Raw genomic sequence first — 17,318 nt, 5'->3', positions numbered from 1 at the left:
TTGTTAGATAAACTATCAACGGCTGTTTGTTTTTAACACAACTCGCAATCTGTGTCAAAAGAAAATATCAAACCAAACCAAAAAAAAGGAGTACATCTTATAGAATGTACTCCTTTTTTGGTTATAACCAAGATGGTTTAAACTTATTGAGAATATTTTTAATTTTCTTAATGTATCTCTGTGATTCTCCAATTGCTTTAAAATTCTTCCATTCTGTTTGTTTTAGATACGAATAAAAGATTTTTTTGAATTCTTCACTATAATTGTACGCTTTGTAAATCGGTTTTCTTTCAACGAAATGTATCAAATAAGGTGTTTCATTCGCTGGCAAAGTTGAAAAATGATTCCAAAGGGGGCTCAATTCAAGCCATTGATTTGCTAATACAACATTTAGCCCATACTGGTCTGGATAATTGGCAAATTTCTTATTGTTGTCGATACATTCTATAATTTTTTCCGTTACAGATTGTTCTCTCCATTTTTTTGTATTCATAATGAGCAAACCTGTATTGAAATAACGTGTATCTGGAGCTAAACCTAATTCATTGTAATTCAAAACGCCTCCCCAACTATTATCGAAAGTAATAATTCTTGGGTCTAACACAGCGGCAATCACGTATTTTTCAAGGTCATTTTCAAACAGTGTAGCAATATCTTTCAAAACAATCATGTCAACATCTAAGTACAATACTCTCTCTATTTCTTCTGGAATAAAGTAAGGAATAAATAAACGCATATAGATATTTAAAGGGTATGAACTTCTGTCTAAGGGAAGTTTCATTCCTTCTGGTATTACGCTATTCATTTCTTTCCAAATGAGCGAGGTAATATTGGTATTGATGGATTTTTGAAGTTTTACTTTATTTTCATCACTAACATTATCCTCAATAATATAAACCGTTATAGTATGACCTTTAGAAAGATTTGTTTCAATCGACTTGATGAGAGCTGCCAATAATATGATATAATGGTTATCGCTGGCAACAACTATATTTAATGACTTCATTGTATTTGCTTTTACTGTAATAGCGTTTATTTTCAATTCCTTTTAATCAGTAGCCATTTCATTGAATTCTATTACCTTTTAGCAATTTTTAAGTAGGTAATGCTCAATGAACTTATCTATTGAGAACTTCTCTATAAATATCTAAAACTTGATTTGCCGTTTTTTTCCATGAAAACTGGGCTGCTCTTTCGATGCCATAAGCAATTGTTTTTGCTCGCAGCTCTGTATTATTTAGCACGGATAACATTGTTTCTGCAATGTCTTCAGGTTGAGTCGGGTCTATTAAAATGGCATCTTTTCCTGCTACTTCTGGCATGGCTGATGTGTTACTTGTTATTACTGGAGTACCACAACTCATTGCTTCCAAAATGGGAATGCCAAAGCTTTCTCTTAAAGATGGATATAAAAACAATTCAGCCAGACGGTACAAATTAGGTAATTCTTGGTTAGGAATGTAGCCCGTGAGCATGATACTTTCCATTAGATGCTCATTATTTTGTGCGGCAAGAATTGAAAGTAAATGTTCTTTTCCAAAATCTGGCATTACCAAAGTAAAGTCAAGTTGTCCACGGTTATGAAGTATGCCCAAGGCTTTTAATACATTTGGAAGATTTTTTTTAGGGTCGGTATTTCCTAAGAACAGTACAAAACGGTCAGGCAGTTTCATTTTTTCTTTGAATGCTGCCAGTTCTTCAGGTGTGCTTGTTGGGGTAAAATGTTTCCCACAAGCATTATAAACGGTTCGTACTCTTTTTTCTGGAATTTTTAATCCTTCGATAATTCGCTCTCTTTCATAATCACTTACTGTAATAATCATGTCGGCTTTATGAGCGATTTTAGGAACATTCCAACGGCGGTATAAATTACCAAAGCGTTGGTAGTAAGTTCCTTCTGTAATCATCCATTTTTCTAAATAAATAATATCATGAATGGTTACTACTAAAGGAATTTTGGTAGCAATTGGAGCTGTATTACTTGTGCAGTGTAAAAGATCTACCTTGTCTGATTTATAAGCTTTTGGAAGAATACTTTGCTCCCAAACTGGATATGAAGCGGCTTTGGTAATATTCAAATTCATGTTTGCACTTGCTTGAAGTGCCTTCATATCGTCGTCTGGCTGAGCGTAAACGAAGTATTCATCAGAAGTGTTCATCTTTTGAAGTTCTTTGAGTACTTCAAGAACAACGATGTCCATTCCATGTTTTTTTTTACGAAAAATTCGTTGAGCTTCTATTCCTATTCGCATTTGCCTAATGATTTTTTGATTTTTGTTTTACGGAATGGAATTCCGTGCTACTTATTTATCGTAAATGTCTTTTGAAGAATTACTAAAATTCCAAATTAAGCCTTTCCAGAACGCCTTTAGGTGTTCCCAGTCTCCTTTTGTGATATAACCCAATAAGTTTTTAGGAACGGCTATCGAAAAGTAATACAAATACATCAATATTCGCTGTGGACCGAAAGTATTTCTTCTTAAATAAAGTAAGCGATTTCGGCTGTAATAGTAAGTTTTCAGGGTTGAACCTTTACCAGTACTGATCGATTCTTTATGCCAAATTCTACTGGCTGGTTCGTACCAAATTGAATAACCTGCTCTTACAAATCTTTCACAGTAATCCATTTCTTCATAATACAAAAAGAATAAAACAGCCATAAAACCAACTTTATCGAAGGCTTTTCTTGAAAACAGCATCGCTGCTCCGTGAGCCCGAGAGGTTGGCATCGCTTTGTCGTGCTGACCTTTATCTTTTTCTAAATATCCAATTGAAAAGCCTCTTCCTGTGATGGGATTGATAGGAGAAAAGCCTGCAAATTGAATGGTATCAGGCTCGTCGAAGTATAAAATTTTTGGGCAAACGACTCCAATCTTTGGGTCAGTTTCAAACCTTGCAATCAGAGGTTCTAAAAAGCCAGGGTCAACTTCTGTATCGTTGTTGAGTAAAAAAAGATATTCGCCCGTAGCTGCTTCAATACCTCGATTGTTGCCACCTGCAAAACCTAAATTTTCGCCAGTTTCGATGTACTTAATCCAAGGAAAATCTATGGGAAGTTGATGGCCTAATTCTTTATTGCTATTATCAACTACAATTACTTCGATGGAAGGATAAGTGATTTTTTCTAAAGAACGCAACAAATCAGCCGTAACGGCAGTACCGTTAAAGTTAATGGTGATGATAGAAACTTTAGGTAAATTCTTTGTCATAAGCTCAGTATTAGGTAGTGATTGCTAATTAGTATTTTTAAGTTTCTAATTATCAGGTATTTATAACAAATACAAATATCGTTTGAATTTCACTTGCTTTAGGCAGAAGGCTTAAAGCAAAATGTTAAAACCAATTTTTCAACTTACTTTTTCCCATTCGCCAGAAGCTGGATTATATTGCTTGATTACTCTGGCTGGATTTCCGACTGCAACGCTGAAAGGCGGAATATTTTTTGTGACGACTGCTCCTCCTGCAATTACACTATGTTTTCCGATAGTTACTCCTGCAGTAATAACGGCATTTGCTCCAATCCAACAATCATCTTCAATTGTAATTGTTGCCGTTGTAACTGGCTGTAAATGAATGGGTAAAGTAACATCTGTATAAACATGGTTTAAACCACTCATTACGATATTTTGGGCAAAAATTACATTATTGCCGACCGTAACAGGGCCGATAATTACATTGCCAATACCTACTCTTGAATTATTCCCAATATGCACAGGGCCAACACCATTGTTGATAGTGGCAAAATCTTCAACAGTACTGAAATCGCCTAAACTAAATGGTTGAAAAGGCAAAACATCTACTCTTGTTCTTCGGCAAATGACAGACCCTTTTCCTTTTTTATGAAAAAATGGATTGATAAACCATTTTACCCAAAGTCTTGGACGAGCCTGATACTTTGGAATCAAGCACCAATGAACAAACTTTTTTAAAGCTGGACTGGATTTTATGGTTTGGACGATTGACATAAGTATGATTTATGAATTAAGAGTGATGAATTATGAATTTTAAGCACCGATATTCAATACATAAGCTCAGATAATAGCATCGTTTATTTTACTTAGACAATTTATGTTTGAAATATTATTTAAAAAGATACTTTTTCAAACGAAATATTAATGCTTTTTTCAGTCCGCCATCAATTTGAATTCTGCGGTCGCTTGTCCAAACTCTGCCATCGTCGCCATCAACAGCAGCGATTTTTCCACCTGCTTCTTGTAGGCGTAAAGCCATCATTCCATCTTCTGCGGCATGACCTGCGTCGTCACCTGCAATACCACGAAAAGTTCTTTGTACGGCTATATCGTATCCGTTTACATCAATTCCTTTTTGACGAATAAAGCCACTGTTGTAGCCTAAAACGTTTAGGAAAGGTTGTGTTTTTTCTTTTTTCTTGATTACGTAACTACTCATTACTTCATACAAACCATACTGCCAACGAGGGGTATTCGGAGCGGGCAAAAATGAATAACTTCCATGTACACAATAGACAGGAATATTCGCTCCATTAACCAAAGTATCGGTCATTGCAGTAATCCAACCTGCTGGATATAAAGTATCGCTGTCGCCCGTAAGAATATATTTACCTTTAGCATTGTGCAAGCCATTTGTTCGGGCATGACCAACGCCTTGTTTGGTTTCTAAAATAGTTTTTACCCCAAGTTTATGAAGTAAAGCCGCCGTTCCATCAGTTGAATTATTATCAATTACCAATAATTCAACTGGATATTTTGTATTGGTATTGGCAAGCGAAATGAGTGTATGTAAAATGCCTTCTTCTTCATTCCAAGCTGGAATAACCACACTTACCACAGGGTTTTCATTAGAAAAAATAGATAGCTTTTTCTTTAATTCTTCAACTTCTTCGGGCGAGTACTCGCTGATTCTGAGTGGTTTGCTTAGTATTTGCTTTACCCAAGTTGGTAAGGAAAAATTAATCATGGTCTTTTCAATTTATGGAATGATAATTTTTACAGATATACTTCTACGAAAAATTAATGACTGAAAATTATAATATAGATTGATAAATTATTTGATATTTATCAGAGGATTATATGACAGTCGCTATTTATTCCGCACGTTTTACTTTTTCCCAGATGCCAGATGTTAAGCCATTTCTGTATCTTAAATATCCTTTGATGGCACAATAATTCATAAAAGAAAAGTAGAAAGGCACAAATAGTATTTTTACTCTAATCTTCTTATTTTCAAGATAATAACCAACTAAAGCTAAAGCATAAAAAGCTATCTGAGCAATCATCAAAATATGATAGCTAAAAATGTCTATCAGTTCTGAACCTGTAAAAAGTAAAATAGCATTAATAATTACTAAAAGAGGAAGGCAAAAAGGAGCTACGGCCCAACGCATGGCTCTATGAGAAACATACTGAAATGAAAGTAGTCCATAACGAAAAATATTCCAAAGAAAACCCAGACGAGCAATGGCTTGGAAACCACCGGCTGCAATTCTGATTTTTCTTTTCATTTCGTCTTGAATAGAGAATGAAGGTCTCTCGCTGGCATAAGCATCGGGTTCGTAGATTACTCTGAAACCATTAGCTGCAATGCGGAGAGAAATAATAAAATCGTCGAGAAGAGTGTCTTTTTCTACGTGTTCAAAGAGGTCTGTTCTTACAGCGAAAAGCTCGCCAGCAGCCCCTACCACAGAATAAAGTTCGGTATCTAATTTTTTTAGGAAAGACTCATATTTCCAATACAAACCTTCGCCAGCACCTGCGGCAGCTTCCGAACCTTCTGTTTGGATGCGTTTTTCGCCTGCTACTGCACCAACTTTTGGGTCTTGAAAATGTCTTACGATATTTTTTATTACCAATTGATTAAGTGTTGTGTTGGCATCCGTAAAAATTACGATGGGCGTATGAATGGTTTTCATAGCCATATTCATCGCTTCAATTTTACCTCGGCGAGTATCACCAGCAATCATTCTGAGGTTGGGATATTTATCTTGAAGAGAAGCTATGTACTCGGATGTACCATCATTTGAGCCTTCGGTTACGAAGAGTACTTCAAATTTATCGGAAGGGTAATCTAAACCAAAAGTATTGATTACTTTGGCTTCAATACAAGACATTTCGTTGTAGGCTGGTACAACCAAAGTTACTACTGGAAGAAATGTTGGGTCATTGTATTTTTTGAAGGTAAGTCCTAATGCTTTTCTGATTTTAACAAAAAACCAAGCGACAAATCCGTATCCTACATAAGTATAGACAACCAATCCTATACAAATCCAAAAGAATAGCTCAAAGAATAGTTTCATAGTGATAGTGGTATGTTTTACGAAATACTCATCTTGGTTGATGAGTATTTCGCTAAATCAGGGTTGAGATTTTTTAAACGTTCTCCGACTGTAAAAGTGCAGGGAATGTCATAAAGAAAATCTTTAAATCATACTTGAAAGAGAAATTACGAGCATATTCAATATCAAGTTCAATTCTTTCTTGTTCGGTCATATCTTTTTTGCCTTTGCCTCTTTTGGTTACTTGCCAAAGACCAGTAAGTCCGCCCGGACCAGCAAAGCGTTCGATATAATCGTCGGTTGTTAGTTTCTCTGCTTCATACAATGGCAAAGGTCTATTACCAATGAGCGACATATCGCCTAAGAAGATATTAAACAACTGTGGAAGTTCGTCGATACTACTGTTTCTCAAGAAACGGCCCAATTTGGTAATACGTGGGTCGTTTTGGAATTTCATAAAGGCAACTTTTTCTTTTTTCTTGTTCAAATATACCTTTTCACAAGTTTCTTCGCCATCAAGATATAGCTTTTGCTGGCATGAACCTACTAAAGTACATTCCTCACAAAGTCCATCTACTTTTTTCTCAGTAGTTCCTTTGGTGTACATATTCAACGACTCCATGTTTTTAATCAACTGGTCGGCGTCAGTACGCATAGTTCTGAATTTATAAATCTCAAAGATTTTATAACCAGCACCAACACGTTTTGATTTATAAACAATCGGGCCTTTTGAATCTAACTTGATTAAGATAGCAACAATTAAAAGTAGTGGCGAAAGTAACAATATGGCAAAACCAGTGCTGGTAACATCAATGAAACGTTTCCAGAATGGGATTTTCACCTCCAACATATTTGTTTTTGCTTGCTGAGTTGCTACATAGTGACGACGCTTCACGAAGTACTCTAAGCGAGTTACTAAATCGCCAGTACTAAAGTCTTTTGGATAAATATCGTCGCCCTTTTTTTCGATTACTTCTTTTATCAAGCCGGGGGTTACTACATCGCTGGTGATAATTACTGGAAGGCTTTTGGTCCAACTTTCATTTCTGATTGTATCCAAAAACTTGATTCCACCCAAGTTTCTCCCAATAATAATAGCATCTGGGGGATATGTATTTTTCACAAATCGAAGACATTCATCCGAATTGTTGAAAACTTTGATATGAAGCTTTTGTCCAAATTTTTTCAAAAAATTCACGACCACAAAATCTTCATTTTCAACCAGAATTACTTTGATAGGAAAATCATCTTTTTGCGATGACATAGTCTGCGGAATACTACTCATATATCAGTGATTTTAATAACTCTATATCTGACTTACACTACAATAAAAAGATATGATAGTTGGAAAAATAGTATCATAAGAGAATGAGTAAGTCTATCAATCCTCATTGATGTTACTTTACTCTACGCAAAATGGCTTTAATTTTTGCGTGTACTTCCATGGGGTTGAAGGGCTTTAGCATAAAATCATCTGCACCAAGATTGAGGCATTCGATTCTTTCCTTGCTTTCGTCTGTACCTGAAAGAATAATTATCGGAACATTACTGAATAAATTACTTGCTCTTACAACTTTGACAAACTCCTTACCATCCAAGTTGGGCATATTTAGGTCAGCAATGATAAAATCGGTATCGTTACCTGCATCTAACCAATTCATTCCTTCCATTCCATCATTTTTGACTGTCACATCAAATTCTTTATTCAAGAAATGCTCTAATACCTTTCTTGTGCTTGCTTCATCATCAACGATTAGAAGTTTTAATTTACCGCTGTTCATTATTTTTAGATATTGATTTTTAGTTAGTGATTTAGAATCATATATCTTAACAGATTTAGATAATATGTTCTTCTTTCAATAAAAGATTGACAAGTTAATGATAATACAATAGTAATAAATTTGAAATCAATAGGAGAATAAAAGATATGAAAAAATTAAAGAAGGGACTTTCCTTGGATAATTCTTTACTAATACTCTCTTAAAGTTAATATCAATTACCTTGCCAAACAACTTTTTTGGGGGTTGAAATCATTTTTTTCGCTTTTATGACAAAACAATCTTTAGAATAGGCAGTTTGCGTCAATATTAGAGCGATAGAGATTTAATCTGAAATAGTTTATGAAAATATCTATTTTTTTTATTATTTTAATGACATTATACGAAATTTTATATTTTTTTTATATACAATATAATTTTTAGAAATAAAAATACATTGGTATCTACTTTTTGTTGTGTTTATAAAATAGTACTTTTTTGAGAATCAACAGTTTAAAATCAAACGATGCCATGAATGACTTTTCTTCATCAACTCTCACAAGCGAATTGTGGAAGCAATCTATTAAAAAAACCTTTGAAAGACAATTACAGTCGCAATACGATATTGGAAAATCAAGTGTTTCAGAGCGAATCGCTAAGTTAGAAAAGTTGCTGAAAACGATTTTGGCTTATCAAAAAAGTATTCAAGAAGCCCTTTATCAAGACTTTCGGAAAGCTCCTGCTGAGGTTGATATTACCGAAATTTATGCCATCACTGGCGAGCTAAAACATACCATCAAACATTTGAAATCTTGGATGAAACCCCAATATGTACCAAGTCCGATTACGCAATGGGGAACTTCTTCATATATTCATTTTGAGCCAAAAGGCGTTGTTCTTATTATTTCTCCTTGGAATTTTCCCTTTAATTTAACTTTTGCTCCTTTGATTTCAGCCATTGCAGCAGGCAATTGTGTGATTATCAAACCTTCTGAAAATACACCAAATTCAGCTTCTTTGATGAAAAAAATGATTGCTGAGGTTTTTCCAGACAATGAAGTTGCCATTTTTGAAGGCAATGCTGAGGTGGCTGAATACCTCACAAAACTTCCGTTCAATCATATTTTCTTTACGGGAAGTCCATCATTAGGTAAAAAAGTAATGAAAGCTGCTGCCGAAAATCTTTGTTCGGTTACCTTAGAATTAGGAGGAAAATCGCCCGTCATCGTGGATGAAACTGCCGATTTAGCCAAAGCTGCTAAACGCATTGCTTGGGCCAAATTCTTGAATAATGGGCAAATCTGTATTGCTCCAGATTACTTGTATATTCAAGAGAACGTGAAAGATGAATTTCTAAAACTTTTCAAAGAACAAGTCAGGCTGTTTTATGGAAATACTCCAGAACAATCTGCGGACTATAATCGGATTGTCAATAAAAATCATTTTAATCGTTTGAAACGCTATATTGATGAAGCGACATCATCTGGTGCAGTAGTGGAATTGGGTGGAGAAATGGATGAAAGTCAACGTTTTATTTCACCGACAGTTTTATCGAATGTCAGCTTGGAAAGTAGTTTAATGCAAGAAGAAATCTTTGGTCCGATACTGCCTGTCATTTCGTTTCAGCTTATCGGCGAAGTACTTCAACATATTCAAGCTCATGAAAAACCTTTGGCTTTGTATGTTTTTAGTAATAATCAAAGGTTTGTGAATACAATCATCAACCAAACACGAGCAGGAGCTACGGTGGTGAATCACAATACTTTACATTTTTTAAATAATAATTTACCGTTTGGCGGTTCAAATAACAGTGGCATTGGAAAAAGCCATGGACGATATGGTTTTGAAGAGTTTTCAAACGCCAAAGCTATTCTGAAACAATGGTTTCCTTTTAGTTCGGGCGATTTGCTTACGCCACCTTACACTGATTTTAAGCAAAAATTAATCAATCTTACGATAAAATACTTCTAAAAAAAGTCCCAAATTCAATTACTGAATTTGGGACTTTTCTAATATTTACTTTGAAAAAGAGAAAGGGAAATCAGCAGGATTTACCCCTCTTTGTTTGTTAGGAGAAATGGACATTTTGAAGTCAATTGTTGCTCCTTCTGTTAGTTTTTTATGACTCAACCAGTTTTTCGAGTAGCTTGCTCCATTGAATTTTACACTTTGGATATACTTGTTTTGCTCGTTATTTTCTGGGGCATTTATCGTTATTTTCTTGCCATTTTCAAGCGATAAGGTTACTTTTTTAAACAACGGAGTACCTAAAACGTACTGGTCTGTGGCAGGTGTTACAGGGTAAAAACCCAAAGCCGAGAATACATACCAAGCCGAAGTTTGCCCATTATCTTCGTCGCCACAATAGCCATCTGGGGTTGGCTGATACATTTTATTCATTACTTCTCTAATCCAATATTGGGTTTTCCAAGGCTCGCCAGCATAATTATACAAGTAAATCATGTGCTGAATTGGTTGGTTTCCGTGAGCGTAATTTCCCATGTTCATAATTTGCATTTCACGAATTTCGTGAATGACAAAACCATAATAAGAATCATCAAAAACAGGAGGAACTACAAAAACAGAATCCAACATTTTGCTAAAACCTTTACTTCCACCCATCAAATTAGAAAGACCGTTGATGTCATGAAAAACGCTCCAAGTATAATGCCAGCTATTACCTTCTGTAAAAGCATCGCCCCATTTAAAAGGATTGAAAGGCGTTTGGAAAGTACCATCTTGATTTTTCCCACGCATCAATTTAGTACTTGGGTCAAATAGGTTTTTATAGTTTTGTGAACGTTTAGCAAATCGGTCAATTTCTTCCTGTGGGCGTTTTAGGGCTTTCGCCAACTCAGAAATACAGAAATCGTCATAAGCGTACTCTAAAGTTCTGGCAGCATTTTCATTAATTTTTACATCGTAAGGAACATAACCTAATTGATTATAATACTTTACACCCAACCTTCCGACAGAACTTAAAGGGCCTTCGTTTTCACTGTTTTTCACTAAAGCTTGATACAGTTTGTAGATGTCAAAACCTTTGCCTCCTTTCAGATAAGCGTCGGCAATAATTGATGCTGAATTTGAACCTACCATACAGTCACGGTGGCCCGGACTTGCCCATTCTGGTAAGAAACCACTTTCGTCATAAGTATTGGCTAAACCTTGCATAATTTGTGCGTTCAGCGAAGGGAACATCAAATTGAAGAAAGGGAAAACGGCTCTGAAAGTATCCCAAAAACCATTGTCTGTAAACATATATCCCGGCAATACTTTGCCATTGTAAGGGCTATAATGTACTACTTTTCCTTGTTTGTCAAGTTCATAAAACTTTCTTGGAAACAACATTGTGCGGTACAAACAAGAGTAAAAAGTACGAGTTTGCTGGTCGCTGCCGCCTTCTACTTTCAAACGATTTAAAGAAGTATTCCAAATTTTTTCAGCTTTTGCTTTTACTTGGTCGAAATTGTCTTGTCCAATTTCTTTCAAATTGATTTCAGCTTGTTCAAAACTAATGAAAGAAGAAGCTACTTTTGCATGTACTTTTTCGCCTTTTTCAGTAGCAAAATCAATTACTGCACCTGTATGGTTTTCTTTGATTTCCAGTACATTATCCGACAATTCTTTGCCATTCCAAGTACTTGTATTGGCGAAAGCTTTATCGAATTGAATCACGAAATAATTCTTGAAATTATCAGGAACACCGCCAGAATTTTTGGTGGTATAACCAATGATTTTTCTTTCGTTTGGAATGATTTTGATATAAGAACCTTTGTCTAAAGCATCAATTACAATGTGAGCTTTATCGGTTTTTGGGAAAGTAAAACGCAAAACTGCGGCTCTTTCTGTGGGCGTGATTTCAGTGGTAACGTCGTGGTCGGCTAAGTAAACGCTGTAATAATGCGGTTTGGCTACTTCGGCTTTGTGCGAAAACCAACTTGCACGGTCGTCTTCTTTAAAAACTTTTTTACCAGTAGTTGGCATAATGACGAACTGACCGTAATCATTAATCCACGGACTTGGTTGGTGAGTTTGTTTAAAGCCTCTGATTTTGTCGGCATCATAAGTATAAGCCCAGCCGTCGCCCATTTTGCCAGTTTGTGGCATCCAGAAATTCATTCCCCAAGGAAGTGCAATGGCTGGATAAGTATTGCCTGTGGATAGGCTTGGTTTTGAGGCAGTTCCCATCAAAGTATTCACTAAATCAACAGGATTTGACTGACTTAATGAGACAAAATGAGTACTAATCAAGAATAAGCAGAGATAGATTCTTTTAAGCATTATAATATTTTTTATGTTGGATAATTTGTTAAAATTAGTGTATTCAAGGCTGCTTTCTATTCTTTGTTATACGTTTAAGCAAAGAATAAAGGACGATGTTTTTGTATGCTTAAAAGGAAGAATTTGCTCATTTATAATGTTCAAGAAGGAAAATAATTATATATTTTTCATGTAAATTTTACATTTATTGTATAAATTACATGAAAAAACAAATGATTTCACGATTCCTTACTCAGCAACTAATAGAATACCTTCGGTTTTTTCCTGTCCTTGGCATTGTTGGGCCAAGACAAGTCGGAAAAACTACTTTAGCGAAACTACTGATGCAGTCGACTCCTAAAGAAAGTATTTATTTTGATTTAGAAAATCCACAAACTTACGAGCAAATCCAAGCTCAACCTGTTTGGTTTTTTAGTCAATTTAAAGACAAAACGGTTATTATTGATGAAGTACAATTGATGCTTCCTTTGTTTCCTTTATTGAGGTCTTTAATTGACGAGTATCGAGTAGCAGGTCGTTTTATTTTGTTGGGTTCTGCTTCGCCTGAATTTTTAGCCACCAGTCAAGAAACACTTGCAGGCAGAATCGCTTTTCAAGAACTTTCAACATTAGCTTTATCAGAAGTAAAGCAAATGGGTATAAATCAAAAGGTTAGTTGGTTCAGAGGTGGCTTTCCTGATGCTATTTTAGCACCAGAAGATAAATTTTGGTGGGCTTGGCAACAAAATTATATTAAAAGCTATGCCGAAAGAGATTTAGCCTTGCTGGGAGTTGCTGAAAACCCAATTGTTTTACAGCGTTTGCTTAGAATGTTGGCAAGTCTTCATGGTTCGTTGCTGAATGTTTCGAGTTTGTCGAATTCACTGCAAATTGAACAAAGAAAATTAAAGAAGTACTTAAATCTTTTAGAGCAATCTTTTTTGATACGAAGCCTTGCTCCGTGGTCAGTAAATATTTCAAAAAGATTGATAAAATCACCCAAGATTTATTTTAGAGATACAGGAAATTTACATTATTTGTTGAATTTATCTTCTTATGAATCACTTGTCGAAAACCATTTGATTGGCAATTCTTGGGAAGGCTATGTGATAGAGCAAGTCTGTAAACAGCTAAAAGACGATGTTGTGCCTTACTTTTATAGAACCTCAAACGGAGCGGAAATTGACTTGGTTTTAGTGAGAGGAATAAAGCCGATTGTGGCGATTGAAATCAAACTTTCTACGGCAAATTCATTAAAAAAAGGTTCGACAGAAGCCATTAATGATTTGGCAACCCAACATAATTTTATTGTAACGACTGAAGGAGGTAATTTCTATTTCCGACCGCAATGGATGGTTTGTAATGTTCCCGAAATTATTCAACATTTAATAGATTTAGAATTATGTTTTCAGTACAATCCTACAAGCCCAACTTCATAGCGGCATTGTGTTGTTTGATGTTTTCTAAACGAGTATAGCGGATAATCATGGCAGAAGTTTTGTGCTTGGTTTGTCGCATTACTTCGCTGTCGTCTGCTCCGTTGAGTTTGGCGATGGTGATGAATGAGGCTCTGAGTGAATGAGCTGAGTATTTTTCGCCTAAGTTTTTTTTCACTAAATCATTTACTGTTTTATCGCTCAGTCTTTCTTGGCTCAGTTGGTCGCCTTTTCGGATTCTTACAAACAATGGCCCGGTGTCTCTTGCTAAAGTACTTATCCAAGTTTGCAAAGTTCTTACTGGACAAAGTGCCGTTTCTGGACTGTAAAAAATGGCTTTTTCTTCGCAGTCGCCATACTGATTGGTTTTACTGCTTTGCATCGAAACGATGAGTCCTTCTTCCGAAAAAGTCAAATCTTCAATATTCAAAGCCACCAATTCCGAACGCCTAAACGCACCTGTGAAACCCAATAATAAAATGGCTTTATTTCTCAATGAAGTATTGGTATTACTTTCAATGGCACGCAATACGTTTTTGATTTCTTTGATATTAAAAGCTGGAGCTTGTTGTTGTCGAATGCCTTTTACTCTTTTGATGCCTTCCATCACGGCACGAAATTGTCGGTCTTGTGTGGGAAGTGTTACATCGTTGAGTTCGTGTAGTTTTTTGATGGCGGCGAAACGACGATTGATACTTGCCCATTTATGCGTGTCTGCCAAATGTGCCGCATAAGCCGAAAGTGTACTTGCCGAAGCGGGCATTATACTTATTTGCTGACTTTCGCACCAAGTATTGAAATGTTTTAAATCTGCTCGATACGCTCTTTGTGTATTTATCGCACCTTCCAAACCTTTGCGTCCGTAGGCATTTACTTTTTCGGCAAGTGTCTGAACATTTGCCAAAGCCTGAGACGATATGTTGGAAGAAATTTCTTGCATGACTCAATTTTATTGAATTGCCAGCAAATATACTTTAGTTCTGATAATTAAATATTATCGGAACTAAATAAAATACTTTCCTTCTCTAAAATAGAAACTGATGAGTTTGTTTTAAAATTTTACTTGAACGTTCTAATGCCAAATTTTTTGAATAAGTACGCCTCAAGTAATCTTAGAATATGAATTGAGACATTTTGAATAACTTTTGAAAAGTAAAATCAAGAAAAATTTCTTCACTTTGTCACATTATTTATCGAAATACTTAAATAATGAATTTTGCAAAATACTTTTTGATAAGTATTTCAATCTCCTCTGGGCAAGTTTTGTAAAAGAGTTCCAGCGATAAAGCCATTTTCTGTTATCAAAATCATCGTCTATGAAAAAAATAATCTTTTTATTCCTCTGTACAGTCGTTTCTATTTTTGGAAGTTGTGCCCAGCATTCACAAGAAGCACTCTTCAATAATCCTTTATTACCATCTGGAGCAGACCCGTACAGTTTTTATAAAGATGGTTACTACTATTACACACATACTTCGCAAAACAAATTGGTACTTTGGAAAACCAAAAATATTGCTAACCTAAAAACGGCTGAAAGTAAAACCATCTGGACACCACCACAAGGAACGATGTACTCTAAAGAATTGTGGGCTCCTGAAATTCATTTTATTCAAGGCAAATGGTATATGTACTTTGCCGCAGATGATGGCGACAACAATCATCACCGAATGTATGTATTAGAAAATGCTTCGCCAGACCCAATGAAAGGCGAGTGGATTTTTAAAGGAAAAGTTGCCGACGCTGCTGATAAATGGGCAATTGATGGCGACGTGTTTGAGCATCGTGGACAATTATTCATGATTTGGTCGGGTTGGGAAGGTGATAAAAATGGACAGCAGAATATTTATATCGCCAAGATGGCAAATCCGTGGACGATTGAAGGAAATCGTGCAAAATTATCAGGGTCAGATTTTGATTGGGAAAAACACGGCGATTTGAACGACCCGAATTTGCCACACGTAAATGTGAACGAAGGCCCACAGATTCTGAAACATGGCGATAAATTATTTATCATTTATTCAGCAAGTGGTTGTTGGACAGATTTTTACGCTTTAGGAATGCTGACAGCCGCTGCAAATGCTGATATTATGAATCCGAATAGCTGGAAAAAATCACCAACACCAGTTTTCAAACAATCGCCAGAAAATGGAGTTTTCGCTCCCGGTCATAATTCATTTTTTAAATCGCCCGACGGCAAAGAAGATTGGATTTTGTACCATGCCAATTCAAAAGCAGGGCAAGGTTGTGGCGGTTTTCGCTCGCCGAGAGCTCAGAAATTTACTTGGAATTCTGACGGAACGCCCAATTTTGGTTTGCCCGTTAAAGAGAGCCAAAGTTTAAAAATCCCTTCAGAATAAGTATTTCAATTATTTATTATAAATTTTTACCTTATGAAAATCTTCAAAACATTACTTAGCCTTGTGGCTTTTAGTTTATTGTCACAAAGTATTTTTGCCCAAACACCACGAGAAATCTGGTCGGTTGAAAAAGCAAATGCTTGGTACAAAACCAAAGGTTGGCTACGAGGCAGTGATTTTATTCCAAGTACTGCCATCAATCAATTAGAAATGTGGCAAGCTGAAAGTTTTGACCCAGCGACTATCGACCGAGAATTGGGCTATGCCGAAAGTATCGGAATGAACTCAATGCGAGTGTATTTACATCATTTAGCTTGGGAAGTTGACCCAGCAGGCTTTAAAAATCGTGTGAATCAGTACTTGAAAATAGCCGACAAGCATCATATTTCTACACTTTTTGTATTGTTTGATGACTGTTGGAATCCTACTTATAGCCTTGGAAAACAGCCTGCTCCAAAACCGGGCGTTCATAACTCAGGATGGGTACGTGACCCAGGTGAATTAATTTTCACAGAACCACAAGTAATAGAAAAATTAGAAGCTTATGTAAAAGATGTTTTAACAAGCTTTAAAAATGATAAGCGAATCGTATTATGGGATTTATACAACGAACCGGGCAATTCTGGCTACGGCAATCGTAGTATGCCTTTATTAGAAAAAGTATTCGTTTGGGGACGACAAGTAAACCCAAGTCAGCCACTTTCAGCAGGCGTTTGGGATTGGAAATTGAAAGAATTGTCTGAATTCCAAATCAAAAATTCAGACGTAACTACTTATCATAATTATGGTGATGCCGAAAATCACCGTCAAGATATTGCTAAACTCAGAACACTTTCTCAACGCCCTTTGATTTGTACAGAGTATATGGCAAGAAGTAGAAACAGTTTGTTTAGTACCATTATGCCAATGTTGAAAAAAGAAAACATTGCGGCTTATAACTGGGGTTTAGTAGCAGGAAAAACCAACACGATTTATGCTTGGGACAAGCCAATGCCCGATGGAAAAGAGCCAGAATTGTGGTTTCATGATATTTTCAGACCAGATGGAACACCTTACAAACAAGACGAGGTGAAAGTTATTAAAGATTTAACAGGCAAGAAGTAAAAAGCCCAATCCGCTTAAATTTGTGTTAAAAACATGAGTCATCCCGAATTTTGGGTATGACTTGACAAATAAAAACCTCCTTGTTTATTTTGTGAATTACGACAAACACAAAAAACAGGAGGTTTTATTATGCCCAAGGCACATCTAC

The 17,318-nt window shown here is 35.8% G+C and carries 14 protein-coding genes; 4 read left to right on the top strand and 10 right to left on the bottom strand.

Annotated features, from left to right (window positions below; all coding sequences use genetic code 11):
• Positions 1-121: 121 nt before the first annotated feature.
• From VB248_RS22415 to VB248_RS22380, 8 genes are all read right to left on the bottom strand, one after another.
• A complete protein-coding gene (locus VB248_RS22415; RefSeq protein ID WP_323299080.1) occupies positions 122-1,006 on the bottom strand; it encodes a glycosyltransferase family 8 protein in 885 nt (294 codons plus the stop codon).
• Positions 1,007-1,118: 112 nt separating this feature from the next.
• Positions 1,119-2,252, bottom strand: coding sequence for a glycosyltransferase family 4 protein (locus VB248_RS22410; protein WP_323299079.1), 1,134 nt, complete (start codon positions 2,250-2,252; stop codon positions 1,119-1,121).
• Between the two features lie 51 nt (positions 2,253-2,303).
• Positions 2,304-3,209, bottom strand: coding sequence for a glycosyltransferase family 2 protein (locus VB248_RS22405; protein WP_323299078.1), 906 nt, complete (start codon positions 3,207-3,209; stop codon positions 2,304-2,306).
• A gap of 138 nt (positions 3,210-3,347) precedes the next feature.
• A complete protein-coding gene (locus VB248_RS22400) occupies positions 3,348-3,965 on the bottom strand; it encodes an acyltransferase (RefSeq protein ID WP_323299077.1) in 618 nt (205 codons plus the stop codon).
• Positions 3,966-4,080: 115 nt separating this feature from the next.
• Positions 4,081-4,938, bottom strand: coding sequence for a glycosyltransferase family 2 protein (locus VB248_RS22395; RefSeq protein WP_323299076.1), 858 nt, complete (start codon positions 4,936-4,938; stop codon positions 4,081-4,083).
• Between the two features lie 127 nt (positions 4,939-5,065).
• Complete coding sequence (locus VB248_RS22390) at positions 5,066-6,274, bottom strand: glycosyltransferase family 2 protein (protein ID WP_323299075.1); 1,209 nt, start codon at positions 6,272-6,274, stop codon at positions 5,066-5,068.
• Between the two features lie 73 nt (positions 6,275-6,347).
• Positions 6,348-7,538 carry a sugar transferase gene (locus VB248_RS22385; protein ID WP_323299074.1) on the bottom strand — a complete coding sequence of 397 codons (1,191 nt, stop codon included), beginning with the start codon at positions 7,536-7,538 and terminating at the stop codon, positions 6,348-6,350.
• A gap of 112 nt (positions 7,539-7,650) precedes the next feature.
• Positions 7,651-8,034 carry a response regulator transcription factor gene (locus VB248_RS22380; RefSeq protein ID WP_323299073.1) on the bottom strand — a complete coding sequence of 128 codons (384 nt, stop codon included), beginning with the start codon at positions 8,032-8,034 and terminating at the stop codon, positions 7,651-7,653.
• Between the two features lie 474 nt (positions 8,035-8,508).
• Here VB248_RS22380 and VB248_RS22375 point away from each other — a divergent pair, with 474 nt between their 5' ends.
• A complete protein-coding gene (locus tag VB248_RS22375) occupies positions 8,509-9,981 on the top strand; it encodes an aldehyde dehydrogenase family protein (RefSeq protein ID WP_323299072.1) in 1,473 nt (490 codons plus the stop codon).
• Between the two features lie 45 nt (positions 9,982-10,026).
• Here VB248_RS22375 and VB248_RS22370 read toward each other — a convergent pair whose 3' ends face one another.
• On the bottom strand, positions 10,027-12,309 hold the full coding sequence (locus VB248_RS22370) for a GH92 family glycosyl hydrolase (protein WP_407652921.1): 2,283 nt from the start codon (positions 12,307-12,309) through the stop codon (positions 10,027-10,029).
• Positions 12,310-12,506: 197 nt separating this feature from the next.
• Here VB248_RS22370 and VB248_RS22365 point away from each other — a divergent pair, with 197 nt between their 5' ends.
• On the top strand, positions 12,507-13,712 hold the full coding sequence (locus VB248_RS22365; RefSeq protein ID WP_323299071.1) for an ATP-binding protein: 1,206 nt from the start codon (positions 12,507-12,509) through the stop codon (positions 13,710-13,712).
• Here VB248_RS22365 and VB248_RS22360 read toward each other — a convergent pair.
• Complete coding sequence (locus VB248_RS22360) at positions 13,693-14,649, bottom strand: site-specific integrase (protein WP_323299070.1); 957 nt, start codon at positions 14,647-14,649, stop codon at positions 13,693-13,695. The genes VB248_RS22365 and VB248_RS22360 overlap by 20 nt on opposite strands.
• A gap of 376 nt (positions 14,650-15,025) precedes the next feature.
• Here VB248_RS22360 and VB248_RS22355 point away from each other — a divergent pair, with 376 nt between their 5' ends.
• Both VB248_RS22355 and VB248_RS22350 read left to right on the top strand, forming a co-directional pair.
• Positions 15,026-16,066 carry a glycoside hydrolase family 43 protein gene (locus tag VB248_RS22355; protein ID WP_323299069.1) on the top strand — a complete coding sequence of 347 codons (1,041 nt, stop codon included), beginning with the start codon at positions 15,026-15,028 and terminating at the stop codon, positions 16,064-16,066.
• A 33-nt stretch (positions 16,067-16,099) separates the two neighbouring features.
• Positions 16,100-17,170: a glycoside hydrolase family 2 TIM barrel-domain containing protein gene (locus tag VB248_RS22350; protein WP_323299068.1), complete on the top strand. Its 1,071-nt coding sequence runs from the start codon at positions 16,100-16,102 to the stop codon at positions 17,168-17,170.
• Positions 17,171-17,318 lie beyond the last annotated feature (148 nt).

The sequence above is a fragment of the Arcicella rigui genome (assembly GCF_034929435.1).
In the GTDB taxonomy this organism is placed as follows: domain Bacteria; phylum Bacteroidota; class Bacteroidia; order Cytophagales; family Spirosomataceae; genus Arcicella; species Arcicella rigui.
The sequence above is the reverse complement of the archived record's forward strand: the minus strand, read 5'-3'. Positions and strand labels throughout refer to the sequence as shown.